Origin of the sequence: Methylopila turkensis, from assembly GCF_027922325.1 — a bacterium.
Taxonomy (GTDB): domain Bacteria; phylum Pseudomonadota; class Alphaproteobacteria; order Rhizobiales; family Methylopilaceae; genus Methylopila; species Methylopila turkensis.
The window spans coordinates 623,838-650,335 of sequence record NZ_BSFL01000003.1; the positions used below are offsets into that span (position 1 = coordinate 623,838).

The following is a 26,498-nucleotide window of genomic DNA, read 5'->3' on the forward strand; positions in this document are numbered from 1 at the left end:
GGCGTCAGGCGTCAGGCCGCGCGAGCAGGCCGCCCGTCAGCGGGCGCGGCGCGCCGGTGGTGCCGGGATAGGTCAGCGGCAGGCCGCGCAGGCTGCGCACCGCGAGCACCGCGAAGGCCTGCGCCTCGAGCGCGTCCGCCGAGAGGCCGACCGCGTCCGCGGTCCGCACGTCGGCGCCGAGCCGCCGGCGCAGCAGATCGAGCAGCGTCGGGTTGCGCGCGCCGCCGCCGGCGACGATCCAGAGCGCAGGCGGCTTCGGCAGATGCGCCGCGGCGCGGACGACCGTCTCGGCCGTGAAAGCGGCGAGCGTCGCCAGCGCGTCGGCGAGCGGCAGCGCCTCGGTCGGCCCGGCGCTGAAAGCGTTCCGGTCGAGCGACTTCGGCGGCTCCACGCCGAAATATGGGTTGTCCATGAGCCGCGCGAGCGCCGCCTCGTCCACGGCTCCGGAGGCGGAGATCGCGCCGTCGCGGTCGAAGGCCTCGCCGGTCTCCCGCATGAGGCGGTCGTCCATCAGCGCGTTGGCGGGGCCGGTGTCGAAGGCGACGAGTTCGCCATCCGCGCCGATGAAGGTGACGTTGCCGACGCCGCCGAGGTTCAGCACGGCGAGCGGACGCGGCAGGTCGAGCCCGCGCAGCAGCACGGGGTGGATCGTCGGGGCAAGCGGCGCGCCCTGCCCGCCGGCCGCCACGTCCGCGGCGCGGAAATCGTAGACCACCGGCAGCCCGAGCCGCCGGGCGAGCGCAAGCCCGTCGCCGATCTGGACCGTCAGCCCCGCCTCCGGCCTGTGCAGCACCGTCTGGCCATGGAAGCCGACCACGTCGACGTCGTCCGCGCCGACGCCGTGCTCGCGCAGAAAACGCTCGACCGCCTCGGCATGCGCCGCCGTCACGACGCCCTCCGCCGCCGCAACTGCTCCCGGCCGTTCGGTCCGTCGCTCGATCGCGACCGCGTCCGCCAGCGCCTGCGACAGCACGCGCCGCTCCGCGGACGTGTAGGGCCGATAGCCCGAAGGCCCGAACGCCTCGATCCGCTCGCCGTTGGTCTCCACCAGCGCCACGTCGACGCCGTCGAAGGAGGTGCCGCTCATCAGCCCGATCGCGCGCATGTCGCCTCCATTCGACGGTTGTTTACGCCGCTGCAAAGCACGCTCGTCATCCCCCGGCTTGTCCGGGGGATCCAGTTTTGATCATCAAGCGCCAGCGAATGAAAGTCTGGATGCCCCGGATGAACCGGGGCATGACGATGCGGTTCCGATATCGGACGTCCTGCGCTAAACCCCTTCGTCCCGTTCGATCCGCCGAAAGTTCCTGACGCCCGATGACCGCGTACAAATCCGATTTCCTGCGCCTGCTCGAGGAGCGCGGCCAGATCCACCAGATCTCCGACCCGGTCGCGCTCGACCAGCTCGCGAGCGAGGGAATCGTCACGGCCTATATCGGCTACGACCTGACGGCGCCGAGCCTTCATGTCGGCCATATGGCCAACATCATGATGCTGCGGCGGCTGCAGCAGACCGGCCACAAGCCGATCGTGCTGATGGGCGGCGGCACGACCAAGATCGGCGACCCCTCGTTCCGCGACACCCAGCGCCCGCTGCTCGACGACGCCCAGATCGCTGCGAACAAGCAGTCGATCAAAACCGTCTTCCAGCAGTTCATGGGCTTCGGCGACGGCCCGACCGACGCGATCATGGTCGACAACGCGGAATGGCTCGACAGGCTCGAATACGTGCCGTTCCTGCGCGAGATCGGCCGGCATTTCTCGGTCAACCGCATGCTGTCCTTCGACAGCGTGAAGAACCGGCTCGAGCAGGAGCAGCCGTTCTCCTTCCTCGAATTCAACTACATGATCCTGCAGGCCTACGACTTCCTGGAGCTGAACCGGCGTTACGGCTGCCGGCTGCAGATGGGCGGCTCCGATCAGTGGGGCAACATCGTCAACGGCATCGAGCTGTCGCGGCGGGTGGACGGCGCCGGCGTGTTCGCCCTCACCTGCCCGCTCATCACCACCGCCTCGGGCGCCAAGATGGGCAAGACCGCCGGCGGCGCCGTGTGGCTGAACGCCGACATGGCGAGCCCTTACGTGTTCTGGCAGTACTGGCGGAACACCGAGGACGCCGACGTCGTGCGCTTCCTCAAGCTGTTCACGGACCTGCCGCTGCCGGAGATCGAGCGGCTCGGGGCGCTCGACGGGGCTGAGATCAACGAGGCGAAGAAAGTGCTGGCGACCGAGGCCACTGCGCTCGTCCACGGCCGCGCCGCCGCGGAGGAGGCCGAGGCCACCGCCCGCAAGACCTTCGAGGAAGGCGCTCTCGCCGACACCCTGCCGACGGTCGAGGTGGAGGCCTCGGCGCTCGCCGCCGGCCTCGGCGTGCTGACCGCCTTCGCCGAGATCGCGAAGCTCGTCGCCTCCAACGGCGAAGCCCGCCGGCAGGTGAAGGGCGGCGGCCTGCGCGTCAACGACAAGCCGGTGACGGACGAGCGCGCGACCCTGACGAACGGCGACCTGACGCCCGAAGGCGTCGTCAAGCTCTCGCTCGGCCGCAAGAAGCACGTGCTGCTGCGGCCGAAGGCCTGAACTGACGGCCGCCGCTCGCCTCTACTGCTGCGTGGCGGGCGCGCGGGCGGCGTCGCCGCCGTCCTGGCGAAACTCGAACATCTTGCGCAGGAAACCGGGCGCGACGGCTGACACGGGGTTGATCGTCACCACCGGCGCGCCGGTGCGGCCGGTCACCTGGAAGGTCACGCCGACCAGCCCGCCATGCTCGCCGCCGCCGAGCAGCGCTCCGAGGATCGGCACCCGCGCGAACAGGTTGTTGAGCGCATAGGCCGGCACGAAGGTGCCCACCATCGACACCTTGTCCGCGGAGTAGTCCACGAGGCCTTCCAGCGTGGCGCCGAGCTGGGGGCCGGTCAGCGCCGCCTCCTTCACGTCGATCTTGCCGCCGCCCTCGACGAAGGCGATGCGCAGCCGGTCGAACCGGGTCGCGCTGCCGCCGCCACGGTCGGCGCCGGTGCTCTGCCGCGCCCGCACCAGCGCGTCCTCGTTGCGCACGGCGAAGTCGCGCATTCGCAGCAGGCCCGGTCCGCCGACGAGCGAAGCCCTGAGGTCGAACACGCCGCCGTCGATCCGGCCGTAGAGATCGGCAAGCCGGAAGAAGGCGCCGGCGTCCTGTCCCGTCAGCCGCAGCCGCCCGTCCTCCGCGGTGGCGAGCCTGATGGCGCCGGCGCCAAGCCGGGCGGAGCCGTCCGCGTCGGTGATCTTGCCGTCGCGCATGGCGAGCTTGAGGTCGAGACCCGCGAGCGCCTCGCCGCCATAACCGAGGCCGGTGCCGAGTTTTGCGGTCACGTCCAGCGTCTTCGGCATCGCTGGCGCGCCACCGCCGGAGGTCGAGGCGCGCGCCGCGGCCGATTTGCCGCGGAAGGCGTCGAGCAGCGGCTTGAGATCGAGCGAGGCGCCCTGCACCAGCACCTTGGTCGATCCGGTCCGCGCCTTTTCGATCTCCACGCGGGCGTCGTCGCCGGGGCCTGGCCGGTAGATCGGCAGCGTCGCCGAAAGGAACTCGCCTTTCGGGCCGAAGGTCAGCGCGCCGCGCACGCTGCGGTCGCCGCTCTCGATCGCGAAATTCCGCACGGTGGTCTTGTCGGCCGACTTGTCGATGGTGAAGGCCAGGCGGCCGGGCTGCCCGACGGGCTTGCGGAAGCCCGGCACGACGCCGTCGATCCCCACCGTCTTCAAGTCCGCGGACAGCGAGATCGGCGCGCCGGGCTCGTCGATCGACATCGACGCTTCGAGCGGAACCGCGCCGCGCAACGTTCCCGGCACGTCGAAGCCCAGACGGGTCAGGTCGCCGGCGTCCGCCGTCAGGGTCGCGGTCAGCTCGCGCTTGAGCGCGCCGTCCGTCGAAGGCTTCTCCGCCACGACGATGGTGGTCGGCGCCCCGCCGATCTGGCCCTTGCCGGAGAGGTCGGTTTTGCCGTTCGCGACATTGATGCGGAACGCCCCGTTCTCGAAGGCGCGGCCGGCGAACACGCTGGCGATCGTGACGTCTGAGAGCGTCGCCTTCACGGCCACCGCCGTCCCGGGTCCGGGGGCGGCCGGCGGGTGGCCGAGGTCGACGCCGACCGACACGTCCGCGGTCACCCGGCCCGACACCTTTGACGCGTCGAACCCGGCGGGCAGAGGATTCGCGCCCGCCGCGCCGGAGGCGAGCAGCATCATGACGGGGTCGATCCCGCCATCCGCCTTGAACGTGACCGTCGCCCTTGGATTGCTGGGCGTGATGTCGGGCGCGTCGAAACGAACCGCGCTGAGCCTGAGCGTGTCCTTCGCGCCGCTGACATAGGCGTCCCCGATCGCGGCGGTCACCTGCCGGGCGCTGGCGTCGACACGGCCGCCGGCGCCCTCGATCCAGGGCAGGCCGGGTTTGCCGCGCAGGGTCGCGTTCGAGAACATGACGGCGAGCGCGAGCGATCCGTCCGGCAGCGGACCGCCCCGGGCGAGCGCTCCGGAGGGCACGTCCAGGCTGAGCGAGAGCTCGTCCACCGTTCCGCCGCTGACGTTCTCGACGACCCAGGACCGCGCCGCCGGCGCCATGAAGAACGGCCACATGCGCTTCAGCGCGGAGGCCGGCATCGGCTCGCTCACCAGCCCGAGCCGGATCGCCGGACTGTCGCCCTCGAAACGCACCAGCCCGGTCATCGCCGCCTTGGCGGTCGGTCCGAGAAACTGCGCCTTGGACAGCTCGAACACTCCGGCGGCGGCGTCGAAGGTCGCGTCGATGGAGATGCGGTCGAGCCGCAGCGGCGGCTCTCCCCCGCTCTCCGCCGCGAGCAGCACGTCGCGACCTTCCAAGGTCGAGGTCCACAGCGGCCGGTCGCCTGCCGGCGCGGCGATGCGGCCGGAAAAACTCATCTGCCCGCCGCGGCCTGCGATCCGCGACGGCTCGATCACCAGCGCGCCGGCGCTTGGGTCCCACGCGACGGCGAGCTGGAGCGCATCGAACTCGATCGCCGGCAAGGCGGGATCCGTCGGCGCGCTCGGCGTCGCGATCTGGAGCGCCCTTCCGGCCAGGCGTCCGCCGCCCGCACGCAGGGCGCCATCCGCCCCGATGCGCGCGCTCAGATGGCCCGAGACGCGGCCTTTGAGCGGAGCCGCGCCGGCCTTGGCCGCGAAGGGCGCGGAATAGGGCGCCAGATCGACGTTCTCGAACCCGAGATCGATCAGCCGCGCGTCGCCCTCCGGCTTGACCGTGACGGCCGTGGTCCAGCGCTCGGCCGCCCGCGCCGACGAGGCGGTCAGGCTGAACGCTCCTCCTTCCGCGCGCGTGAGGCGCAGATCGACGCCGTCGAGGTTGAGCGGCGCGCGGCTGCGCGGCGCGACCAGCAAGGTCGCGCCCGTCACGTCCACCTCCTCGAGCGCGCCAGCAGCGCCGTCCCGGCCAAGCAGCCGGTCGAGATCGACGACGCCGTCGTGGATCCGGCGCGGCAGGTCGGCCCGCACGGACGCCCCGCCGAACGCGGCGTCGAACTGCATGTCGAGCCGGGGGTTGGTCACATGGACGGATCGCACGACCACCGAGCCTGTCAGCAGGCTCATGCCGTCGACCCGGAGCTCGACCCGCGGCGCCTCCGCGACCACGGGGCCGTCCTTGCGCGCGATGGCCAGATCGACGAGCCGGAGCTCGACGCCTTCGCCGCCGCGGTGAAGTTCGGCGTCGGCGACGCTGACGACGTAGTCTGGCCCGAGCCGTTCCTGCAGCGCGGCGGCGACGCGCGGCGCGACCTGCGAGGCGGGCAGCGGCATGTAGAGAATCGCGAGCCATACGGCGAGGAGGACGATGACCACGCCGGCCGCCCCGCCCGCCGCCAGCCGCACGCCGCGTCGGATGGTGATCACGGGCGACGCCGGCGAGCCGTCCGGCCGCGTCCGTGCGCGGAACGGACGTCCAAGCCACTGCGTCGCCACGGCGCGCGCACGCGGCGGAGGAACGTTCGGTTCGGGCATCGGTCGGCGGCGTCCCCCTTGTCGTCAGGTGCAGTTCACGCTCGGCGAGGCGCCCCCCTGCGCCCTACGGAGCGCCTGAAACGCTCGGCCGTGCTGACCACGCGATCGCGCTGCGATAGAAGTGGCGCGAGGCTCATAAACATCGAGGTAACGCGATGCCGCACGCATTGGAAGTTGGCGCTCCGGCTCCCGATTTCGAGCTGCCCGCCGCCGGAGGCGGCGCGATCGGGCTGCGGGAGCTGCGCGGCAAGAAGGTCGTGCTGTACTTCTACCCCAAGGACGACACCTCCGGATGCACCGCCGAGGCGATCGCCTTCAACGGCCTGCGCGACGAGTTCGAGGCGGCCGGCGCGGTGGTCGTCGGCGTGTCGGGCGACAGCGTCGAGAGCCATGACAAGTTCCGGGCCAAGTACGACCTGCAGCTCGCTCTCGGCTCCGATGAAACCCGCGAGATGCTGCAAGCTTATGGCGTCTGGGTGGAAAAGAGCATGTACGGCCGCAAAAGCATGGGCGTGGCGCGGACGACCGTGCTGATCGACGGCGAAGGCCGGGTCGCCCGCGTGTGGCCGAAGGTGAAGGTGCCGGGCCACGCCGACGAGGTCCTGAGCGCTGTGAAAGAGCTGTGAGACGCCGCGCGTTAGGGCGGGGTTAACCCTAACAGGCCACGTTGGCGAGGTCACCAAAACGGGGCCAGCCGATGCCATCTCGACCCGCCGCCGGCGATCTGCTGTTGATCGATCGCGGCGGGCGAACCACGGCGATACGCCTTCCGAGGCATGGCGCCATGGCGCTCGGCGCCTGTCTCGCGCTGGTCGTGCTGTGGGCGCTCGGCGCGGGGTTCTACATCGCCTTCCACGACACCGTGGTCGCGGAGCTCCGCCGCGGCGCGAAGGCGGCCGAGCAAGGCTACGACGCCCAGGTCGCCGACCTCCGGAACGAGCTTGAGCGCCTGCGCACCCGCCGGCTCGTGGAGCAGACCGGCGTGGAGCAGCGTTTCACGGAGTTTCTGAAGCGGCAGGAGGCGCTGGAGCGTCGCCAGACCGCGCTCGCGACGCTCGGGGGCGCCGCTCTGGCGGACGCTCCCTCCAGCGCCCAACCCCTGAGCTACACGACCAAGCCGCAGCCGCTCGACAGACCGACGAGCGCCTTCGACGACCTCACTGGCGCGACCGAGCCGCAGCGCCGCAGCGGGCTGGACCGGATGGAGACGCTCGCCGCCGCGATCGACCGGGCCGAGAACCGCCAGACCGCGTTGCTCGAACAGACGGCGGCGCGCGTGAACGAACGTCGGCGCAAGATGGCGCAGGTCTGGGACTCGCTCGGCCTCGCGCGCCGGCTCGGCGGCGACGGTCTCGGCCGCGGCGGCCCGTTCGAGCCCCTCCCCGTCGGGCAAGGCGTCGACGACCGCATTCGCAGGCTCTACGCCGACCACGCCGAGGCGGAGGCGCTGCGGCGCCAGCTCGACGCCGCCCCGCTGCGCTCGCCCGCGCCGTCCGGCTCCTCGGTCTCGAGCGGATTCGGTTCGCGGATCGATCCGTTCCTGGGCCAGCCGGCCCTGCACGCCGGCGTCGACTTCGCGAGCGAGGGCGGCGAGCCGATCCGCGCCACCGCGCCCGGGCGGGTGGTCGAATCCAGCTATAACGGCGGGTACGGGCTGATGGTCGAGATCGACCACGGCGGGGGCCTGACCACCCGCTTCGCGCACATGTCCTTCGCCGCGGTCACGTCAGGCCAGACGGTGAAGGCCGGTCAGATCATCGGCCGGGTCGGCTCGACCGGCCGTTCGACCGGCCCCCATCTGCACTACGAGACCCGGATCGACGGCGACGCCGTCGATCCCATGCGGTTTCTTCGCGCGGGGCGGACGCTCGCCGCGATCGACTGAGCGTCAGTCGGCGTCGTCGATCTCGCCGGCCTTGGTGCCGTAGGCGCGCAGGGCGAGGGTGGCCTCCATGAAGCCGTCGAGATCGCCGTCGAGCGTGTCCTGCGGCGAGGTCGAGGTGTAGCCCGTGCGCAGATCCTTCACGAGCTGATACGGCTGCAGCACGTAGGAGCGGATCTGATGGCCCCAGCCGATGTCGGTCTTGGCGGCCTGGTCCGCGGCGGCCTCGGCCTCGCGCCGCTTGAGTTCGGCTTCGTAGAGCTTGGCGCGCAGCATCTCCCACGCGGTGGCGCGGTTCTTGTGCTGCGAGCGGTCGCCCTGGCTCACCACCATGATGCCGGTCGGGTTGTGCACGAGACGCACGGCCGACTCGGTCTTGTTGACATGCTGTCCGCCGGCGCCGCCGGAGCGCATCGTGTCGACGCGCACGTCGCTCTCATTGATCTCGATTTTGATCGAGTCGTCGATCACGGGATAGACGTCGATCGAGGCGAAGCTGGTCTGCCGCCGGGCGTTCGAATCGAACGGGGAGATGCGCACGAGCCGGTGAACGCCGGCTTCGGTCTTCAGCCAGCCATAGGCGTTGTGACCCTTGATCTGCAGCGTGGCGGACTTGATGCCGGCCTGCTCGCCGTTCTGGTGGTCGACCACCTCGATCTTGAAGCCCCGACGCTCCGACCAGCGCGTGTACATGCGCAGCAGCATCTCGGCCCAGTCCTGGCTCTCGGTGCCGCCGGCGCCGGGATGGACCTCCAGGAAGGTGTCGAAACCGTCGGCCTCGCCGGCCAGCAGCGATTCGAGTTGGCGGCGCGCGGCTTCGGCCTTGAGCGCGCGCAGCGCCTTCTCGGCCTCGGCGACGACGTCGGCGTCGCCCTCCATCTCGCCGAGCTCGATCAGCTCGAGATTGTCCTTCAGCTCACGCTCGATCCGCTCGACGCCGGACATGGAGTCCTCGAGCGACGTGCGTTCGCGCATGACCTTCTGCGCCGTCTCCGGGTCGTCCCAGAGGGTCGGGTCTTCGGCCTGATGGTTCAGCTCTTCGAGGCGGGATTTCGAGGCGTCCCAGTCAAAGATGCCTCCTCAGCAGCCCGACTGACTGCTCGATGTCCTGAACGAGGGTTTCGATCTCGGCGCGCATGGGCCTTCGCGTGGTGCTTCACGTGGGGAAACGGGATGCGTCTGTTAGCCCGGCGATCGCCGGTCTGTAAACCGCGGCGCGCGCCCTACTTGTCCGCCCGTCGCGGACGATCCGCCGCGGCGCAAGACAGGAAGGACACGTCCCATGAGCGTCAAGCTCGTCGTCATGTACCCGAAGCCGGCCGATCCCGAGCGGTTCGACAGCTACTTCCGCGAAACCCATGTCCCGCTCGTGGCCAAGATGCCGGGCCTCAAGAACCACGCCTTCGGCCCCTCCACCGGCCCGGACGGCGGCGAAGGCCCCTACTTCTGGATCTTCGTCGGCACCTGGGAGAGCAAGGCCGCGCTCGAGGCGGCGCTCGGCTCGCCGGAAGGCCAGGCGGCGGTGGCGGACATTCCGAACTATTCGCCGGACGCGCCTACGATCGCGGTCATCGACGCCACCGAAGGCTGACCGCTTCCATCCGTTAAAAAGGCTGCGGGGCGCTGACCAGCGCGCCCCGCGCCACGGCCTTCAGTAAAGCCCGCCGGTGCCGGAACGCACGGCCCGGTCCGCCTCGGGCGTGACGGTATCCGGCCGGTTCGACGGCGCGGCCTGGCCGATGATCGAGTAGCTGTCCGGCGGCGCCGTTCCCGGCTTGAACGCCTCGAGGATCATCTTCGGATCGCCCGCGGAGGCGCGCATCCCGTTCGACGGGTTGATGCGGATCAGCTTGATGCCGGGCGGCACCCGGAACGGCACCGCCGGCTTGTCGGCGAGCGCCGCCTTCATGAACTCCGTGAAGACCGGAGCCGCGATCGAGCCGCCGGTCTCGCCCTCGCCCATGGAGCGCGGCTTGTCGTAACCGAGGTAGACGCCGACGGCGAGGTCGGGCGAGAAGCCGACGAACCAGGCGTCCTTGTAGTCGTTGGTGGTGCCGGTCTTGCCGGCGATCGGCTTGCCGACCGCGCGCACGCCGGTGCCCGTGCCGCGCAGGACCACGCCCTCCATCATCGAGGTGATCTGGTAGGCTGTCATCGGGTCGAGCACCTGCTCGCGATGGTCGACGAGCCGGGGCTCGTCCTGATGCGCCCAGGCCGTCGCCGTGCACGCCTGACAGTCGCGGTCGTCGTGCCGGTAGACGGTCTTGCCGGTGCGGTCCTGGATGCGGTCGATCACGGTCGGGGTGATCTTCTTGCCGCCGTTCGCGAACATCGAATAGGCCGCGGTCATGCGCAGCACGGTGGTCTCGCCGGCGCCGAGCGACATCGACAGATAGGGCGGCAGATCCTCGATCACGCCGAACCGCTTGGCGTATTCGGAGATCAGCGGCATGCCCATGTCCTGGGCCAGGCGCACCGTCATGACGTTGCGCGACTTCTCGATGCCGAAGCGCAGCGTCTGCGGGCCATAGAACTTCTTGGCGTAGTTCTCCGGCTTCCAGACGCCGACCCCGGCGCCCTGGTTGATCTCGATCGGCGCGTCCATGACCACGCTCGAGGGCGTGTAGCCATTGTCGAGCGCCGAGGCGTAGATGAACGGCTTGAACGAGGAGCCCGGCTGCCGCAGCGCCTGGGTCGCCCGGTTGAACTGGCTCTCGTCGTAGGAGAAGCCGCCTGCGAGCGCGAGCACGCGGCCGGTGAAGGGATCCATCGCGACCAGGCCGCCGGAGATTTCCGGCGCCTGCCGGAGCCGGTAGTCCGAACCGCCCTGCTTGATCGCTTCGACATAGACGACATCGCCCGGCTTCAGCACCTGCGACACCGTCTTGACCGCGCGGCCGCGCTCAGGACCCTTGGCCCATTTCGCCCAGCGCGCGCCTTCGAGCGGGATGACGCCCGTCACCCGCTCCCGGGTCACCGCCCCGCTCTTGTCGCGCCCCGGCTGCAGCCCGATGGTCGCCTGGGCCTGGCCCGCGTCGAGCACGACCGCGAGACGCCACGGGATGTCGCCATATGCGGGCACGTCGGCCAGGGCGACGCCCCAGTCGCCGCGCGGGTCGATCTCGCGCACTGGGCCGCGCCAGCCGCGCTGCTGGTCGAAGGCCACGAGGCCGTCGCTCAGCGCCTTCCGGGCCAGCACCTGCATCTTCGGGTCGAGGGTGGTGCGGACCGAGAGACCGCCTTCGTACAGGCCCTTCTCGCCGTACTTCTCGTAGACGACGCGGCGCACTTCCTCGTTGAAGTACTCGCTGGCGACAAGCTGCGTGCCGGTCGGCCGCGGGTTGACGTCGATCGGCTCCTTCTTCGCCGCGTCTCCTTCCTCGCGGGTCGCGTAGCCGTTCTCGACGATGCGGTCGATCACCCAATTGCGGCGCTCCAAGGCGCGCTCGGGAAACCGGAACGGATGGTAATTGTTGGGAGCCTTCGGCAGCGCCGCGAGATAGGCGGCCTCGGCGAGCGTCAGTTCGTTGACCGACTTGTCGAAATAGACCAGCGACGCCGCGCCGACGCCATAGGCGCCGAGGCCTAGATAGATCTCGTTGAGATAGAGCTCGAGGATGCGGTCCTTGGTGTAGGTCTGCTCGATCCGGAGCGACAGCAGCGCTTCCTTGATCTTGCGCTCCATCGAGGTCTCGTTCGTCAGCAGGAAGTTCTTGGCGACCTGCTGAGTGATGGTCGAGGCGCCCTGGGGCCGGCGATCGCGGTTCTGGATGTTCTGCAGCGCCGCGCGGGCGACGCCGAGGAAGTCGATGCCGCCATGGCTGTAGAAGGTCTTGTCCTCGGCCGAGATGAAGGCGGTCGTCAGCCGCTTCGGCATCGCCTGGATCGGCAGGAACAGCCGGCGCTCCTTGGCGTATTCGGCGATCAGCCGGCCGTCATTGGCGTGGAGCCGCGTCATGATCGGCGGCTCGTAATTCGCCAGATGCTCGTAGTCCGGCAGTTCGCGGGAGTAGCTCCACGCGAAATAGCCGACCACCGCGGCGGCGCAGAGCGCCAGCACGGTGCCGGTCGCGAACAGGAACCCGAGGAACCGGACAAGCAGACGCATCGAATCTCGTTCCGTTTCGGCGGCTGGAACATGCGGATGCGCCGGTCGGCCAGCGGCTTCTCCGGCTTTCGCGTCACGCCCGTCGGCGAAGCCCCTGCCCCGCCGGCCCCCACTCACATACCGGCTTCGTGGCGCTTTGTGGAGATTGTACGGCGCGCGGACCTTACGCTCAATTCACTCGGCCGAGTGTGCCCGCCGCGATACGGGTCTCGAAGTAGCCGGCCACGGCCTTCGCCACCGCCTCGGTCGCCTGTTCGCGCCACGCCTCCGACATCAGCAGCTTGGCGTCCTCCTTGCTGGAGAGATAGCCGAGCTCCAGCAGCACGGAGGGCACGTCCGGCGCCTTGAGCACCCGGAAGCCGGCGGACCGCAGCGGATTCTTGTTCAGCTTCGCGGCGCTCTTCAGGTCCTTGACCAGCCGGCGGGCGAAATCGGAGGTGAAACCCTTGGTCTCGCGGCGCGTGAGGTCGAACAGAATGCCCGCGACCTCTTCCGGCTCGTCCGAGAGGTCGACGCCGGCGATCAGGTCGGCGCGGTTCTCCTTCTCGGCGAGCCGCTCGGCCTCCCTGTCGGACGCCTTCTCCGACAGGGTGTAGATCGTCGCGCCCCGGACGCCGAACGGGTCTGTCAGCGTGTCGGCGTGGATCGAGATCATCAGCGCGGCGGCGTTGTCGCGCGCGATCCGGACGCGGCCCGGCAGGGAGACGAAGGTGTCGTCGTCGCGCGTCAGCACCACGCGGCGGCGGCCGGAGGCCTCGATCTTGTCCTTAAGGCGCTTGGCGAAATCGAGCACGATGTCCTTTTCGCTGACGTCGCCGGGACCGGCCGCGCCGGGGTCGACGCCGCCATGGCCGGGATCGATCACGACGACAGGAAGCTCCTCGCCGCCGGGCTTCGCGGCGACGGACGCGACGGGCTCCTCGGCGCGCGAGCTGACGACGGACTGCAGGAAGCTCTTCCGATCGGTCGGCGTCAGGTCGAGCACGAGCCGGGCGGGCTGCCCCTCGACCGGCTCCAGCACGAAGGCCTTGTCGATCGCGACCGGCTTGCGGACGTCGACGACGATCCGGGACCGGCCGGGCGCGAACACGCCGAAACGGTAGGCGGAGATCAGCCCCCGCCCCTGTTCGCCGGCCTTGTCAGGCAGACGGAACGATACTTCCGGCAGGTCGATCACGACGCGGTAGGGATCGGCGAGGACGAAAGCGTTGATCGCGACGGCGGAGGTGAGGTCGACCACGAGCCGGGTGCGCTGCTCGTCGCCGGCGAGCCGGCTGTCGGTCGCGGCCGGCACGGCCTTCGCAGGCTGCGCGCGCACGGGGGCGGCGAAGGCGAACAACGCGGCGGCGAGCGTGATCGAGAGCAGGCGAATCATGACGGCCCAGCAACCCCTTCCGCAGTCGTCGGCATGCCTGTTTAGGAGATTTAGGAGCGCGCGGTTAACCCGGCATTAAACCTGCGCGACCGGTTTCCCCGCCGCCGTTGCGCCTGTGACGCACCGCCGTCGGTCCGGGCGCCCACGGCGCAGCGGCGCCCAAGGATGAAGCTTGTCAATGTGGAGCGTGGTCCGCTAATAAAAAGTCGCTCACGTCGCGGCGACCTGAGTCCCGTCGAACCCAATTCGTCGGACCGCCGCGATGTCGAACCATCGCCTGTTTTCGCGTCGCGCCAACCGTTTCCTGAAATTCCGGAAGCGAGGCGAGCGCCGGGCGGTGGGTAGCCGGTCCCCGCTCCCATGCGTCAGGGCCGCTCGCCACGGCCCAGTCTCGGGACCGTCGGTTTCGTCGTCGTCGCGACCGTGAGCGTCCGGAAGCCTTTTGGCGTCCAGACGATCTTTTCACATCCGGGCGCCCGCCACGGCGCGCGGAGACCGATTTGCGAGGTCCGCCGGAGAATGCGCACGGCGCCGAACGCCGCATACGCTTCATCCCGGACCTCGATTCGCCGGACCCTCCGGCTCGCGTCGTCTGCCGGCGCCCCCGTCACCGCGACCGCTACGGTTTCGACGACGCGGCCGCGCGCATCCGACGTTCCCACATCCCACCCTGCCGAGCGCCGATTCCGCGCCTTGAGCGCCCTGCCCGATCCGTCGCCCGCGACGGAAGGCGGCCCGCTCGGCCGCATTCAAGAGTTCCGTACATGGCCAACAAGATGCTTATCGACGCCACCCACTCCGAGGAGACTCGGGTGGTGGTCGTCCGCGGATCGCGCGTTGAGGAGTTCGATTTCGAAAGCGCGAACCGCAAGCAGCTCCGCGGGAACATCTATCTCGCGAAGGTGACCCGGGTCGAACCGTCGCTGCAGGCGGCGTTCGTCGAGTATGGCGGCAACCGCCACGGCTTCCTCGCCTTCAGCGAGATCCATCCCGACTACTACCAGATCCCGGTCGCCGACCGTCAGGCGCTGATCGCCGAGGAAGAGAAGGCGATCGCGGACGAGGAGAAGGCCGAGGAGAAGGAGAAGCCCGCCGCGGGCCGCCGCCGCCGCGGACGCGCCCGCCCGAAGGCCGCTCCGACCTCCGGCGACGACAGCGTGACGGCGGAGGCCGCAGACGGCGAGACCTCCGAAGCCGGCGGCGCGGAAGGCGCCGGCGAAGCCCCCGAAGCCTCCGAGGAGGCTGAGGACGCGGTCGCGGCCCATGTCGCGGAGCAGGAGGAGAAGGTCGACCACGACGACCACGGCGAAGAAGAGCATCCCGTCGAGTCGATCGGCGCCGGCGACGCGCTCGAAGACCTGCCGGAGCGCAAGCCGCGCCACATCCGGTCTTACAAGATCCAGGAAGTCATCAAGCGCCGCCAGGTGCTGCTGGTGCAGGTCGTCAAGGAGGAGCGCGGCAACAAGGGCGCGGCCCTCACCACCTACCTCTCGCTCGCCGGCCGCTACTCCGTGCTGATGCCGAACACCGCACGCGGCGGCGGCATCTCCCGCAAGATCACGAGCGCGCAGGACCGCAAGCGCCTGAAGGAGGTCGCCTCCGACCTCGAGGTGCCGGAGGGCATGGGCGTCATCCTCCGCACGGCGGGCGCGAGCCGCACCAAGCCGGAGATCAAGCGCGACTTCGAGTATCTGATGCGGCTCTGGGAGACCGTGCGCGACCTGACGCTGAAGTCGTCGGCGCCGACGCTGGTCTACGAGGAAGGCTCGCTGATCAAGCGTTCGATCCGCGACCTCTACAACAAGGACATCGACGAAGTTCTGGTCGCGGGCGAAGAAGGCTACCGCGAGGCCAAGGACTTCATGCGCATGCTCATGCCGAGCCATGCCAAGATCGTCCAGCCCTACCGCGACAGCCAGCCTCTGTTCTCGAAGTCCGGCGTCGAAGCCCAGCTCGACGCGATGTTCTCGAACATCGTGACGATGAAGTCCGGCGGCTACATCGTCATCAACCAGACCGAGGCTCTGGTCGCGATCGACGTGAACTCGGGTCGCTCGACCCGCGAGCACAACATCGAGGACACCGCGCTTCGCACCAATCTGGAGGCGGCCGAAGAGGTCGCCCGCCAGCTTCGCCTGCGCGACCTCGCCGGCCTGATCGTCATCGACTTCATCGACATGGAGGAGAGCCGGAACACCCGCGCGGTCGAAAAGAAGCTGAAGGACTGCCTCAAGGACGATCGCGCGCGCATCCAGCTCGGCCGGATCTCGCATTTCGGCCTGATGGAGATGTCGCGCCAGCGCATCCGCACCGGCGTGCTGGAATCGTCCAGCGAGGTCTGCCCGCACTGCAACGGCGTCGGCACCGTGCGCGCCGTGCCGTCGGTCGCGCTTCATGTGCTGCGGATGATCGAGGAGTCGCTGCGCAAGGACGCCTCGCGCAACCTGCTGGTCAAGACGCGCAACGACGTCGCGCTCTACGTTCTGAACCAGAAGCGCGGGCATCTGCGCGAGATCGAGCAGCGCTTCGGCGTCGCCGTGCTGTTCGCCGCCGAGGGCCATCTGCCGAGCGGCCAGCACCTGCTGATCGAGCGCACAGAGCCCGCGACCGGCGAGGCCAGGGCTCCGGTGACGCAGGTGCGCGTCGACAGCATCGATCCCGACACGGTGATCGACGAGATCGAGAGCGTGGCCGAAGACGAGGCCGAGGAGATCGCGCCCGTCGCGGCTGCGGCGCCGGCGGCGCGTGACGCCGAGGACGAGGGCTCCGACGGCGGCAGGCGCCGGCGTCGCCGCAGGCGGCGGCGGCGCGGCGGCGGCGAGCCGAACGGCGTCCAGGGCGCGGCCGGCGAATCCGACGACGAGGGCGAGGAGTCCGACGCGGAGCCGAACGGCGGCGAGGAGCCGGTCGTGAGCGACGTGGCGGCGGAGGAGCCTCTCGCGGTGACCGCAGCCGCGGCGCCCGAGGAGAACGGCGCCGTCGAGGCCGCTCCCGTTGAGGAAAAGTCTGCGGACGAGGGCGAGGACGACGGCAAGCGCCGCCGTCGCGGCCGTCGCGGCGGCCGTCGCAACCGCAAGGACGCCGACGGTTCGGACGAGGTCACGGAAGCCGTTCCGGCCGAAGCGGTCGTCTCCGACGTCGCGGCCGAGCCGGCCGAGATCGCGTTGGGCGCCGCGGCCGTGTCGCCGCCGCCGGTCGAGACCGACGAGGCGCCCGCTCCGGTCGAGGAGACCGCAGCAGCCGAGGAGCCGGTTCTGGTGGACGGTCCGGCCGAGGTCGAGACCGCGCCCGAACCCGAAGCCGAGCCCGAGTCTCCGGCGCGCACACCGGAGCTCGAGGAGGCCGTCGCCGACCCCTCGCGCCCGCGCCGCACCGGCTGGTGGAGCCGCAAGGTCTTCGGCGGCTGAGACCGAGGGCTCGGCCCAATGAACGCGAAAAGGCCCGGGCTGACGCCCGGGCCTTTTTTCTTTCCGTCGCCTTGGCGCGGACGCGTGAGGCCCGCGCCCCCGCCGCCGGTCAGCCGCGCGGGAACTCCAGCCCCATCTCGCGGTAGCGCTCCGGGTCGTCGGCCCAGTTCTCGCGCACCTTCACGAACAGGAACAGGTGCACCGTCGTCTCCGCGATCTCGGAGATCTCCTTGCGCGCGTGCATAGAAATTTCCTTGACCGTCTGTCCACCCTTGCCGATGACGATGCGTTTCTGGCTTTCGCGCTCGACATAGATCGTCTGCTCGACGCGCACGGAGCCGTCGGCCCGCGTCTCCCATTTCTCGGTCTCGACGGTCGAGGCGTAGGGCAGCTCGTCGTGCAGCCGCGCGAACAGCTTTTCGCGGGTGATCTCGGCGGCGAGGGCCCGCAGCGGCAGGTCGGAGATGTCGTCGGCCGGGTAGAGCCAGGGGCTGGCCGGCATCTCGTCCGCGAAATAGGCGACAAGATCCTTCACGCCGTCGCCGGTGAGCGCCGACACCATGAACACCCGCTCGAACGCCGCGCGCGCCGCCGCCTCCTGCGCGATTGCGAGCAAAGCGTCGCGGCGCACCTGGTCGATCTTGTTGAGGATCAGCACCTTGCGGCGCCCGCTGTTGGCGAGCTTGTCGAGGATCGCCAGGTTGTCGTCGTCGAGGCCTTTGCGGACGTCGATCAGCAGCCCGACGAGATCGGCGTCGCCCGCCCCGCCCCAGGCGGTGGTGACCATGGCGCGGTCGAGCCGGCGCTTCGGCGCGAAGATGCCGGGCGTGTCCACGAACACGATCTGAGCGCCGCCCGAGATCACGAGCCCACGCACGAGCGCGCGCGTCGTCTGCACCTTGTGGCTGACGATCGAGACCTTGGCGCCGACCAGCGCGTTCAGCAGCGTGGACTTGCCGGCGTTCGGCGCGCCGACAAGCGCGACGAAGCCGCAGCGGGTCTCGCCTTCGGGAATTTCGGGAGCCGCGTCGGGCTCAGACATGATCCGTCTCCTCCGGGCGCGCCGCTCCGGCGCCCGCCAACAATGTCCGCGCGGCGAACTGTTCCGCCTCGCGCTTCGAGCGTCCGACGCCCTCGGCCTCGCCGAGGCCGCCCACGACCACCGCGACGCGGAAATGCGGGCTGTGATCGGGGCCTGAGCGCTCGACTTCCTGATAGATGGGCGTCGGCAGGCCCCGTCCCTGGGCCCATTCCTGCAACTCGGTCTTGGCGTCGCGCAGCGGGCGGCGCGGAGCCAGCATGCGTTCGCGCCAGAACCTGTCCACCAGATCCCGCGCCGGCTCGTAGCCGCCGTCAAGGTAGACCGCGCCGATCACCGCCTCGCAGATGTCGGCGAGGATGGCGGTCTTCTTCCGGCCGCCGGAGCTGGCCTCGCCGGCGCCGAGCCGGATGAAGGGCGCGAGCTCCATCGCCGCGGCGACCTCCGCGCAGGCTTCCGCCCGCACGAGCTCCGCCAGGCGGCGCGAGAGATCGCCTTCGTCCGACGTCGGAAAGGCCTCGATCAGCATGCTCGCGATCGCGAGCCCCAGCACGCGGTCTCCGAGGAACTCGAGCCGCTGGTAGCTGCCGAGCCGGCCGTCGGACGCCTTGGCGGCGCTAATGTGCGTCAGGGCGCGTTCGAGCAGCGATCCGTCGGCGAAGGCGTGGCCGAGCTTCGCCTCCAGCTCCTTATGCGCCGCGGCGCGCCGCTTCATCTGAGCGACGTGCCGATGCGCGACCAACGCACGGTCCACGGCCACTTCCACACCGCCCAGGCCGGCTCACCGCGCTCAACCGAGAAGAACAGCAATTCGGCCCGGCCCACGAGATTGTCGAACGGCACGTAGCCGACCGCCGACTGGACGCGGCTGTCGGTGGAATTGTCGCGGTTGTCGCCCATCATGAACAGATGCCCCTCGGGCACCGTGTAGACCGGCGTGTTGTCGAGGAAGCCGTTCTCGACCATGTCGAGCACGTCGTAGCTGACGCCGTTGTCGAGGGTCTCGCGATAGCGGGGGATGCGGCGCGTCTGGCCGTCCGACAGCCGCTCGACGTAGTCGTCGAGGCGCTCCTTCGGGACCGGCTTGCCGTTGATGATCAGCACGCCGTCCATCATCTGGATGCGGTCGCCGGGCAGCCCGATCACGCGCTTGATATAGTCGGTCGAATTGTCCGTGGGCAGCTTGAACACGGCGATGTCGCCACGCTTCGGCATGGCGCCGAGCAGGCGCCCCTCGCCAACGGGCGGGCTGAACGGCAGCGAGTGCCGGCTGTAGCCGTAGGCGTATTTGGACACGAACAGATAGTCGCCGACGAGCAGCGTCTTCTCCATCGATCCTGACGGGATGTTGAAGGGCTGGAACAGCACCGTCCGGATCACCACAGCGATCAGCAGGGCCTGCACGACGATCTTGACGATCTCGACGAACCCGCCCTCGGCGCTCTTCTTCTTGTCCGTGGTTACGCTCATCGCTGTTCCGTCTGCTGGGCGCGCCGCCCGCGGGCCGGAGGCCGTGATAGACCTCGCGGCGGGAAAGGTAAATCGAGGCGAACAGCCTCACCGCGTTTCGGCGGAGGCTCCGGCCCGTCCGCGCGCCATGGCGGCTTTCATGGCGCGCACCGTCTCGGCGAGGCCGACCGCGAGCGCCTCCCCGATCATGAAATGCCCGATGTTGAGCTCGGCGATCTCCGGCAGCGCGGCGATCGCCTCGGCGCTCGCATAGTCGAGGCCATGGCCGGCGTGCACTTCGAGCCCGAGAGAGGCCGCGAGAGCGCCGCCCGCCTTCAGCCGGGCGAACTCCTTTTCCGCCGCGTCACGCTCGCCCGCGGCCAGCGCCTCGCACCAGGTCCCCGTGTGTAGCTCGACGATCGCCGCGCCCATCAGCGCGGCCTGCTCCAGCGCGACCTCGTCCGGCTCGACGAACAACGAGACGCGGACGCCGGCGGCCGTCAGTTCCTTCACCACCGGGGCGACCGTTCCCTTCTGGCCGACGACGTCGAGGCCGCCCTCGGTGGTGCGCTCCTCGCGCTTCTCCGGCACCAGGCAGGCGGCGTTCGGCCTGATCCTGAGCGCGACCGCCAGCATTTCGGGCGTCGCGGCCATCTCGAAGTTCAGCGGCAGGGCGACCTCGGCGCGCAGCCGGTCGATATCGGCGTCGCGGATGTGGCGGCGATCCTCGCGCAGATGCGCCGTCACGCCGTCCGCGCCGGCCTCCGCCGCGATCTTGGCGAAGCGCACCGGATCTGGATGCGCGCCGCCGCGCGCGTTCCTCACCGTCGCGACGTGATCGATGTTCACTCCAAGCCTGATTGTCTCGCCCATGGCGTCCGGTCTTCGTCTTTTTGGTTTGAGGCGCGGCGCGCTCAGCCGTTCACGCGCTCCACATTGCTGACCACCGGCGTCTGCCGCAGGTCCGCGATGATGGCGCCGAGGTGCTTGATGTCGAACACGCCGAGGTCGAACAGGATGTCGTGGAAGTCCGGCGAGCGCGAAATCATGCGCACGTCGTCGATGTTCGCCTCGTAGGAGCCGATCACCTCGGTGATGCGCGCGAGCGACCCGGGCTCGTTGATGGAGGTGACGATGATCCGCACGGGGAAACGCTCGCGCCGGCCAAGATCCACGTCCCAGCGCACGTCGAGCCAGCGCTCGGGATGGTCGTCGAACTCCTTCAGCGCCGGCGACTGGATGGGATAGATCGTGATCCCCTCGCCGGGATCGAGGATGCCGACGATGCGGTCGCCCGGCACCGCGCCGCCGTCCGGCGCGAAGCGCACCGGCAGGTCGCCGCGCAGGCCCCGGATCGGGATCGACGGCTGCGGCGAGCCGGCGTCGTCGACGCCGGGCGCCTTGAAGCGCAGCGCCCCGGCCTGCTCCAGTCCGAACCAGCCGTTCGCCGGCGCAGGGACGCCGAGCGACGTCTGCGGCCGCTCGTCCTTCACATCCGGGTAGACGGCGCGCACTACGTCCAGCGAATGCATCTCGCCGCGGCCGACCGCGGCCAGCACGTCGTCGATCGACGCGCGCGCGAGACGGTGGAGCGATGTCCGCAGCCGCTCGTCGGAGAACGCCTTTCCGTTGCGCTCGAAGGCGCGCTGCACGATCTGGCGGCCGAGCCCGGCGTATTGCGCCCGCACCGCGGCGCGGGTGGCGCGGCGGATCGCAGCGCGCGCCTTGCCGGTGACGACCACGGCCTCCCAGGCCGCGGGCGGCACCTGCGCGTCGGAGCGGATGATCTCCACCTCGTCGCCGTTCTTGAGCTCGGTGACGAGCGCTTCCGTGTGGCCGTTGATCTTCGCGCCGACGCAGCCGTTGCCGACATTGGTGTGGACGGCGTAGGCGAAGTCGATCGGCGTCGCGCCGCGCGGCAGCGCGATCAGCCGCCCCTTCGGCGTGAAGCAGAACACTTGATCGTTGAACAGTTCGAGCTTGGTGTGCTCGAGAAACTCTTCTGGGTTGTCGCCCTCGGCGAGCAGCTCGACCGTGCGCCGCAGCCAGCCATAGGCGCGGCTCTCGCGCGCGAGCTCATCGTTGTCGCCGCCGAGGCCGTCCTTGTAGAGCGCGTGCGCCGCGATGCCGTATTCCGCGAAGCGCTGCATCGCCTCGGTGCGGATCTGGAGTTCGACGCGCTGGTGGCCGGGGCCCACGATCGTGGTGTGGATCGAGCGGTAGTCGTTCTCCTTTGGCGTCGAGATGTAGTCCTTGAACCGCCCGGGCACCGTCGGCCAGCCGGAGTGCAGGATGCCGAGCGCGCGGTAGCAGCTCGGGACGTCGGCCACGAGCACGCGGAAGCCGAAGATGTCGGACAGCTGCTCGAACGCGACCGACTTGCGCTCCATCTTGCGCCAGATCGAATAAGGCTTCTTCGCCCGGCCCGTCACCGTCGCCTGCAGGCCCGCCCCCTGGAAACGCTCCTCGAACGAGCGCTGGATGTCGGCGATGACGTCGACGTTGCGCTCGCGCAGGCGGTTCAGACGGCCGACGATGGTTTCGTAGGCCTCCGGGTAGAGCGTGCGGAAGCCGATGTCGTCGAGCTCGTCGCGGACGCCCTGCATGCCCATGCGGCCGGCGAGCGGCGCATAGAGGTCGACCGTCTCCTGGGCGACGCGGGCGCGCTTGGCGGGAGGCACGAAATGCAGCGTGCGCATGTTGTGTAGGCGGTCGGCGAGCTTCACCAGCAGCACGCGCACGTCGTCGGCGATGGCGAGCAGGAGCTTGCGCAGGTTCTCCGCCTGCGCCGCCTCCTTGGTGACGAGGTCGAGCTTCTTGAGCTTCGTCAAGCCCTCGACCAGCCGGCCGATCTGCGGCCCGAACAGGGCGTCGATCTCGTCGCGGGTGGCGTCGGTGTCCTCGATCGTGTCGTGCAGCAGCGCCGCGACGATGGTGGCGTCGTCGAGCCGGAGATCGGTGAGAATCGCTGCCACTTCGAGCGGGTGCGAGAAGTACGGATCGCCGGACGCGCGCCGCTGCAACCCATGCGCCTTCATCGCATAAACGTAGGCGCGGTTGAGCAGCGCCTCGTCGGCGTTAGGATTGTAGGCCTTTACGCGCTCGACGAGCTCGTACTGCCGCATCATGGGGCGATCGCCGGGGTGGAATCTGCGCGTCTGGGCGCCTGGTTCCGAAGATATCGTCGGCTTCGCGCCGGCGCACAAGTTCATGCGCCGCATGACGCAAAAGCGCCGCAGGAGACGATGCTCGCCGCGGCGCTTTGCGTTCCGTCCATGAGCTTGAAGCGGCTCACTCCTCGTCGTCGGTCTCCGCCGGCGGCACCAGCCCCTCGAGGCCGCGCAGGAGGTCTTCCTCCGTCATGCGGTCGAAGGTGACGTTGCCATCGTCGTCGGACGATCCGGCGGAGCCCGCCAGCGCCGGAACCGTCTCGGCCTCCGGCTCGTCCACCTCGACGTACTTCTGCAGCGAGTGGATCAGGTCTTCCTTGAGATCTTCCGGCTGGACGGTCTCATCGGCGATCTCGCGCAGCGCGACGACCGGATTCTTGTCGTTGTCGCGATCAATCGTGATCGGCGAGCCGGACGAGATCAAACGAGCGCGATGGCCGGCGAGCAGCACGAGCTCGAACCGGTTTTCGACCTTGTCGATGCAATCCTCGACGGTGACGCGGGCCATGGGGCGTCCGCTCCTTCTATTGCGACGGTACGGGATTGATCGCGGTCTTTACCGCGAGGCCGTTCGTGTGGCAAGGACCGTGACGACAGGGCGACGCCTGCGCCACGCGCGCGACCCGTCCCTCCTGTCTTTTCCGAACCACCGGTATTGCATTAGAAAGTTTGCGATCATGTTCTATTCCGACGAACGCCTCGGCCTGTTCATCGACGGGGCCAATCTTTACGCCACCGCCCGCGGCGTCGGCTTCGACATCGACTTCCGGCGGCTGCTGCGCGACTTCCAGGGCCGCGGCTATCTGATCCGGGCATATTACTACACCGCGCTGTCCGAAGACCTCGAAGTCTCGACCATTCGTCCGCTGATCGATTGGCTCGACTACAACGGCTACACCGTGGTCACCAAGCCGACCAAGGAGTTCACCGACAGCCAGGGCCGGCGCAAGGTGAAGGGCAATCTCGACATCGAGCTCGCGATCGACGCGCTGGAGATGGCCGAGCACATCGACCACATGGTGCTGTTCTCGGGCGACGGCGACTTCACCCCGCTGGTCGCCGCCATGCAGCGGCGCGGCGTGCGCGTGACTGTCGTCTCCACCGTGACGACGCAGCCCGCCATGATCGCCGACGACCTGCGCCGCCGCGCGGACCATTTCCTCGACCTCGCCGATCTCGGCGGCAAGATTGGCCGCGATCCGTCCGAGCGCGCCGCCCGCGACGCGCGCCGCACGGCGCCGATCGACACCACGCCCCAGCCTTGAGCCCGGCCGCCGCGCCGTCGCGCGACTGCCCCGCCTGCCCCCGCCTTGTCGCCTTCCGTGAGGATTGGCGGGCGCGGGAGCCGGAATGGCACAACGCGCCAGTGCCTTCGTTCGGGCCGGAGCGGCCCCGGCTGCTGATCGCGGGCCTTGCGCCCGGCCTGCGCGGCGCGAACCGGACCGGCCGGCCGTTCACTGGCGACTGGGCCGGCGACCTCCTCTACGCCACGCTGCTGAAGTTCGGCTTCGCGGAAGGCGAATATGACGAGCGCCCGGACGACGGCCTGGTCCTGATCGGCGCGCGCGTGACCAACGCCGTGCGCTGCGTGCCGCCGGAGAACAAGCCGGTCGGCGCCGAGATCGGCAATTGCCGGCCGTTCCTCGCGAGCGAGATCGCCGCGGTCGCCGACGGCGGCGCCGTGGTCGCGCTCGGCCGCATCTCCCACGACAGCGTCTGCCGCGCGCTCGGCGTCCGGCTCGCCGCCGCGCCGTTCGGCCACGGCGCCGAGCATCAGGTCGGACGGCTGACCCTCTTCGACAGCTATCACTGCTCCCGCTACAACACGAACACGGGCGTGCTGACGACCGAGATGTTCGAAGCGGTGTTTTCGCGGGTGCGGGCGTTTCTGGACGGGGCGTGAGGGGCGGAGCATGACGGCGCCAGACGAGGCGAAACAAAAGCTCGTCCAAAACGAAGCGGCGAAGCTTACCGCGACCTATCTCAACAGCGTCGCAGTCGGCGTGTTCATCGTGGGCGGCGTCGCGCCAAGTCTGACCTATACGATTTCGCTCGACGCCGGCCGACCTGACATCGCGACGGTCGCGATTGCGGGCGTCGCTTGTGTCGTCGCTAGCGCGGGCCTACATTCTCTGGCACGACGGTCTTTGCGGAGCTTAAAACCATGACGAACGTGGAGTACCTGATCGTCATGAGCATCATGCCGGTCAGCGCGCTGTTGCTTGGAGCCGCAGTCTATTATTTCACGCGGGAGCGTCCGGTTCGCTGAACCGACCGCGGACTGCCCGGTGAGTGCGATGTCGTGCTCCGGACGGTTGAGCAAGCGCCTGCTGTTGCACCGGGCCGGAGGCCGGAACCGTCCACCGATCAGCTAGCGACCGCGGGCCGCGGAACGTCTGGTTTCAAATCGAGACTGTGACCGGTGAGAGCTACCCCCGGTCGCGCATGATGCGCGACTTGTCCCGGTTCCAGGTGCGCTCCTTGTCGGCTTCGCGCTTGTCGTGGAGCTTCTTGCCGCGGGCGAGCGCGATCTCGACCTTCGCCCGGCCCTGTTCGTTGAAATAGATCTTCAGCGGAACGACCGTCAGCCCCTCGCGCGTCACGGCGCCTGCGAGCTTGTTGATCTGGTTCTTGTGCAGCAGCAGCTTACGCGGCCGGCGGGTCTCGTGGTTGAACCGGTTCGCCTGCAGATACTCGGGAATGTAGGAGTTGTAGAGGAACAACTCGCCGCCGTACTCCGCAGCGTAGGCTTCGGCGATCGTCGCCTTGCCCAGTCGAAGCGACTTCACCTCGGTGCCGGCGAGCGCGATCCCCGCCTCGAAGGTCTCGCCGATCTCGTAGTTGTGGCGGGCCTTCCGGTTCTCGGCGGCGATCTTGTAGCGCGGGTTGGGGGCTTTGGCGTTCATCGTCGGGAATGTGGTGTCACGCGTTCCCGGAAACGAGTCCGGCGTGCGCCAGCGCGGCCCGCACGACGCCACGGGTCGATTCGGCGACCGGGACCATCGGCAGCCGCATGGTCTCCGAACAGCGGCCGAGCAGCGCGAGGCCGACCTTCACCGGCCCGGGGCTGGTCTCGCAGAACAGCCCGGTGTGCAGCGGCGTCAGCTTGTCCTGGTACGCGCGCGCGGTGACGTAGTCGCCGGAGAGACACGCCTCCTGGAACGCCGCGCATTCGGCCGGCGCGACATTCGCCGTCACCGAGATGCAGCCGTGGCCGCCATGGGCCATGAAGCCGAGCGCGGTGATGTCTTCGCCGGAGAACTGCAGGAAGTCCTCTCCCATCCTGGCGCGCTGCAGGCTGACGCGCGCCACGTTCGCGGTCGCGTCCTTCACGCCGGCGATGTTCTTGAGCTCGTAGAGCCGCGCCATGGTGTCGACGGTCATGTCCACGACCGAGCGGCCCGGGATGTTGTAGATCAGGATGGGAAGCCCGACTGCGTCGTTGATCGCCTTGAAGTGGGCGTAAAGCCCCTCCTGCGTCGGCTTGTTGTAGTAGGGCGTGACGACCAGCAGCCCGTCCGCGCCGACCTTCTCAGCATGCCGCGCGAGGCTGATCGCCTCCGTGGTCGAGTTCGAGCCGGCGCCGGCGATGACCGGCACGCGCCCGCGCGTCTCCTGCACGCACCACTCCACGACCCGGTTGTGCTCGTCATGGGTGAGCGTCGGGCTTTCGCCCGTGGTGCCGACCGGCACCAGGCCGTGGGTGCCCGACGCGATCTGCCAGTCGACCAGGGAGCGGAAGGTCCCCTCGTCGAGTTCGCCGCCGTCCTTCATCGGAGTGACGAGCGCGGGCATCGAGCCACGGAAAACGGTATGCGCAGTCATTTGCGTCGGCTCCGGATGCGGAGGTCGGGCCCCGCGGCGGCGGAGCCGGCGGGGGCGTCGCCGCCTCCGCCAGATGGGGCCCCTTGATAGACGTGGGCGACCGTCACGAAAAGCCCGCATGATCGTGATCGTCCTCATCACTCAAGGTGATGGCCAGTCGATCTCGGTTAGCGTTTCGTAAAGCGGGGGCGGCGAAACTGTGGCCAATCCGATCCAAACGCCGGCTCCCTTGGGAGC

General features: G+C 69.4%; 21 protein-coding genes. 8 read left to right on the forward strand and 13 right to left on the reverse strand.

Features of this window, described 5'->3' with window-relative positions; translation table 11 throughout:
* Window positions 1-4: 4 nt before the first annotated feature.
* Complete coding sequence (locus PKE78_RS14235; RefSeq protein ID WP_271201559.1) at window positions 5-1,105, reverse strand: anhydro-N-acetylmuramic acid kinase; 1,101 nt, start codon at window positions 1,103-1,105, stop codon at window positions 5-7.
* 212 nt (window positions 1,106-1,317) lie between these two features.
* Here PKE78_RS14235 and tyrS point away from each other — a divergent pair, with 212 nt between their 5' ends.
* Window positions 1,318-2,577: a tyrosine--tRNA ligase gene (gene tyrS / locus PKE78_RS14240; protein ID WP_271201560.1), complete on the forward strand. Its 1,260-nt coding sequence runs from the start codon at window positions 1,318-1,320 to the stop codon at window positions 2,575-2,577.
* Window positions 2,578-2,598: 21 nt separating this feature from the next.
* Here the strand turns inward: tyrS and PKE78_RS14245 are convergent, their stop codons facing one another.
* Window positions 2,599-5,898: a YhdP family protein gene (locus tag PKE78_RS14245; protein ID WP_271201561.1), complete on the reverse strand. Its 3,300-nt coding sequence runs from the start codon at window positions 5,896-5,898 to the stop codon at window positions 2,599-2,601.
* A gap of 263 nt (window positions 5,899-6,161) precedes the next feature.
* On the opposite strand from PKE78_RS14245, the gene PKE78_RS14250 reads away from it, so the two are divergent.
* Together PKE78_RS14250 and PKE78_RS14255 are read left to right on the forward strand one after the other, a co-directional pair.
* Entirely contained in the window at window positions 6,162-6,632 is a 471-nt protein-coding gene (locus PKE78_RS14250; protein WP_271201562.1) for a peroxiredoxin, read from the forward strand.
* Window positions 6,633-6,790: 158 nt separating this feature from the next.
* On the forward strand, window positions 6,791-7,891 hold the full coding sequence (locus tag PKE78_RS14255) for a M23 family metallopeptidase (protein ID WP_271201563.1): 1,101 nt from the start codon (window positions 6,791-6,793) through the stop codon (window positions 7,889-7,891).
* A 3-nt stretch (window positions 7,892-7,894) separates the two neighbouring features.
* Here the strand turns inward: PKE78_RS14255 and prfB are convergent.
* A protein-coding gene (prfB, locus tag PKE78_RS14260; protein WP_271201564.1) for a peptide chain release factor 2 occupies window positions 7,895-9,026 on the reverse strand; the annotation gives its coding sequence in 2 pieces (ribosomal slippage) (window positions 7,895-8,956 and window positions 8,958-9,026; 1,131 coding nt in all).
* Window positions 9,027-9,170: 144 nt separating this feature from the next.
* On the opposite strand from prfB, the gene PKE78_RS14265 reads away from it, so the two are divergent.
* Window positions 9,171-9,479, forward strand: a complete 309-nt coding sequence (locus PKE78_RS14265; protein WP_271201565.1) for an EthD family reductase — start codon at window positions 9,171-9,173, stop codon at window positions 9,477-9,479.
* A gap of 60 nt (window positions 9,480-9,539) precedes the next feature.
* Here the strand turns inward: PKE78_RS14265 and PKE78_RS14270 are convergent, their stop codons facing one another.
* Window positions 9,540-11,996, reverse strand: a complete 2,457-nt coding sequence (locus tag PKE78_RS14270) for a penicillin-binding protein 1A (RefSeq protein ID WP_271201566.1) — start codon at window positions 11,994-11,996, stop codon at window positions 9,540-9,542.
* A gap of 169 nt (window positions 11,997-12,165) precedes the next feature.
* Entirely contained in the window at window positions 12,166-13,371 is a 1,206-nt protein-coding gene (locus tag PKE78_RS14275; protein WP_271201567.1) for an N-acetylmuramoyl-L-alanine amidase, read from the reverse strand.
* A 764-nt stretch (window positions 13,372-14,135) separates the two neighbouring features.
* On the opposite strand from PKE78_RS14275, the gene PKE78_RS14280 reads away from it, so the two are divergent.
* Window positions 14,136-16,778, forward strand: coding sequence for an Rne/Rng family ribonuclease (locus tag PKE78_RS14280; protein ID WP_271201568.1), 2,643 nt, complete (start codon window positions 14,136-14,138; stop codon window positions 16,776-16,778).
* A gap of 109 nt (window positions 16,779-16,887) precedes the next feature.
* On the opposite strand, the gene era is transcribed toward PKE78_RS14280, so the two are convergent.
* The 6 genes from era to rpoZ all read right to left on the reverse strand — a co-directional run bounded on the left by era (window position 16,888) and on the right by rpoZ (window position 22,944).
* Window positions 16,888-17,820: a GTPase Era gene (era, locus tag PKE78_RS14285; RefSeq protein ID WP_271201569.1), complete on the reverse strand. Its 933-nt coding sequence runs from the start codon at window positions 17,818-17,820 to the stop codon at window positions 16,888-16,890.
* A complete protein-coding gene (gene rnc, locus PKE78_RS14290) occupies window positions 17,813-18,532 on the reverse strand; it encodes a ribonuclease III (RefSeq protein ID WP_271201570.1) in 720 nt (239 codons plus the stop codon). The genes era and rnc overlap by 8 nt, the downstream gene beginning before the upstream one ends.
* On the reverse strand, window positions 18,529-19,287 hold the full coding sequence (gene lepB / locus PKE78_RS14295; protein WP_271201571.1) for a signal peptidase I: 759 nt from the start codon (window positions 19,285-19,287) through the stop codon (window positions 18,529-18,531). The genes rnc and lepB overlap by 4 nt, the downstream gene beginning before the upstream one ends.
* A gap of 87 nt (window positions 19,288-19,374) precedes the next feature.
* Window positions 19,375-20,139 (reverse strand): pyridoxine 5'-phosphate synthase, encoded by a 765-nt coding sequence (locus tag PKE78_RS14300; protein ID WP_271201572.1) that lies wholly within the window; start codon window positions 20,137-20,139, stop codon window positions 19,375-19,377.
* 41 nt (window positions 20,140-20,180) lie between these two features.
* On the reverse strand, window positions 20,181-22,394 hold the full coding sequence (locus PKE78_RS14305; protein WP_271201573.1) for a RelA/SpoT family protein: 2,214 nt from the start codon (window positions 22,392-22,394) through the stop codon (window positions 20,181-20,183).
* A gap of 163 nt (window positions 22,395-22,557) precedes the next feature.
* Entirely contained in the window at window positions 22,558-22,944 is a 387-nt protein-coding gene (gene rpoZ, locus PKE78_RS14310; protein WP_271201574.1) for a DNA-directed RNA polymerase subunit omega, read from the reverse strand.
* 169 nt (window positions 22,945-23,113) lie between these two features.
* Here rpoZ and PKE78_RS14315 point away from each other — a divergent pair, with 169 nt between their 5' ends.
* Genes PKE78_RS14315 through PKE78_RS14325 form a run of 3 tightly spaced genes read left to right on the forward strand, consistent with a single transcriptional unit; the run spans window position 23,114 to window position 24,604 of the window.
* Complete coding sequence (locus PKE78_RS14315; protein ID WP_271201575.1) at window positions 23,114-23,701, forward strand: LabA-like NYN domain-containing protein; 588 nt, start codon at window positions 23,114-23,116, stop codon at window positions 23,699-23,701.
* Window positions 23,698-24,339 (forward strand): uracil-DNA glycosylase, encoded by a 642-nt coding sequence (locus PKE78_RS14320; RefSeq protein WP_271201576.1) that lies wholly within the window; start codon window positions 23,698-23,700, stop codon window positions 24,337-24,339. Before PKE78_RS14315 ends, PKE78_RS14320 begins: the two co-directional genes overlap by 4 nt.
* A 10-nt stretch (window positions 24,340-24,349) precedes the next feature.
* Window positions 24,350-24,604 carry an amino acid transporter protein gene (locus PKE78_RS14325; RefSeq protein WP_271201577.1) on the forward strand — a complete coding sequence of 85 codons (255 nt, stop codon included), beginning with the start codon at window positions 24,350-24,352 and terminating at the stop codon, window positions 24,602-24,604.
* A gap of 261 nt (window positions 24,605-24,865) precedes the next feature.
* On the opposite strand, the gene smpB is transcribed toward PKE78_RS14325, so the two are convergent.
* Window positions 24,866-25,342 (reverse strand): SsrA-binding protein SmpB, encoded by a 477-nt coding sequence (gene smpB, locus PKE78_RS14330; protein WP_271201578.1) that lies wholly within the window; start codon window positions 25,340-25,342, stop codon window positions 24,866-24,868.
* Window positions 25,343-25,358: 16 nt separating this feature from the next.
* Window positions 25,359-26,261, reverse strand: coding sequence for a 4-hydroxy-tetrahydrodipicolinate synthase (gene dapA / locus PKE78_RS14335; protein WP_271201579.1), 903 nt, complete (start codon window positions 26,259-26,261; stop codon window positions 25,359-25,361).
* Between the last annotated feature and the right edge of the window lie 237 nt (window positions 26,262-26,498).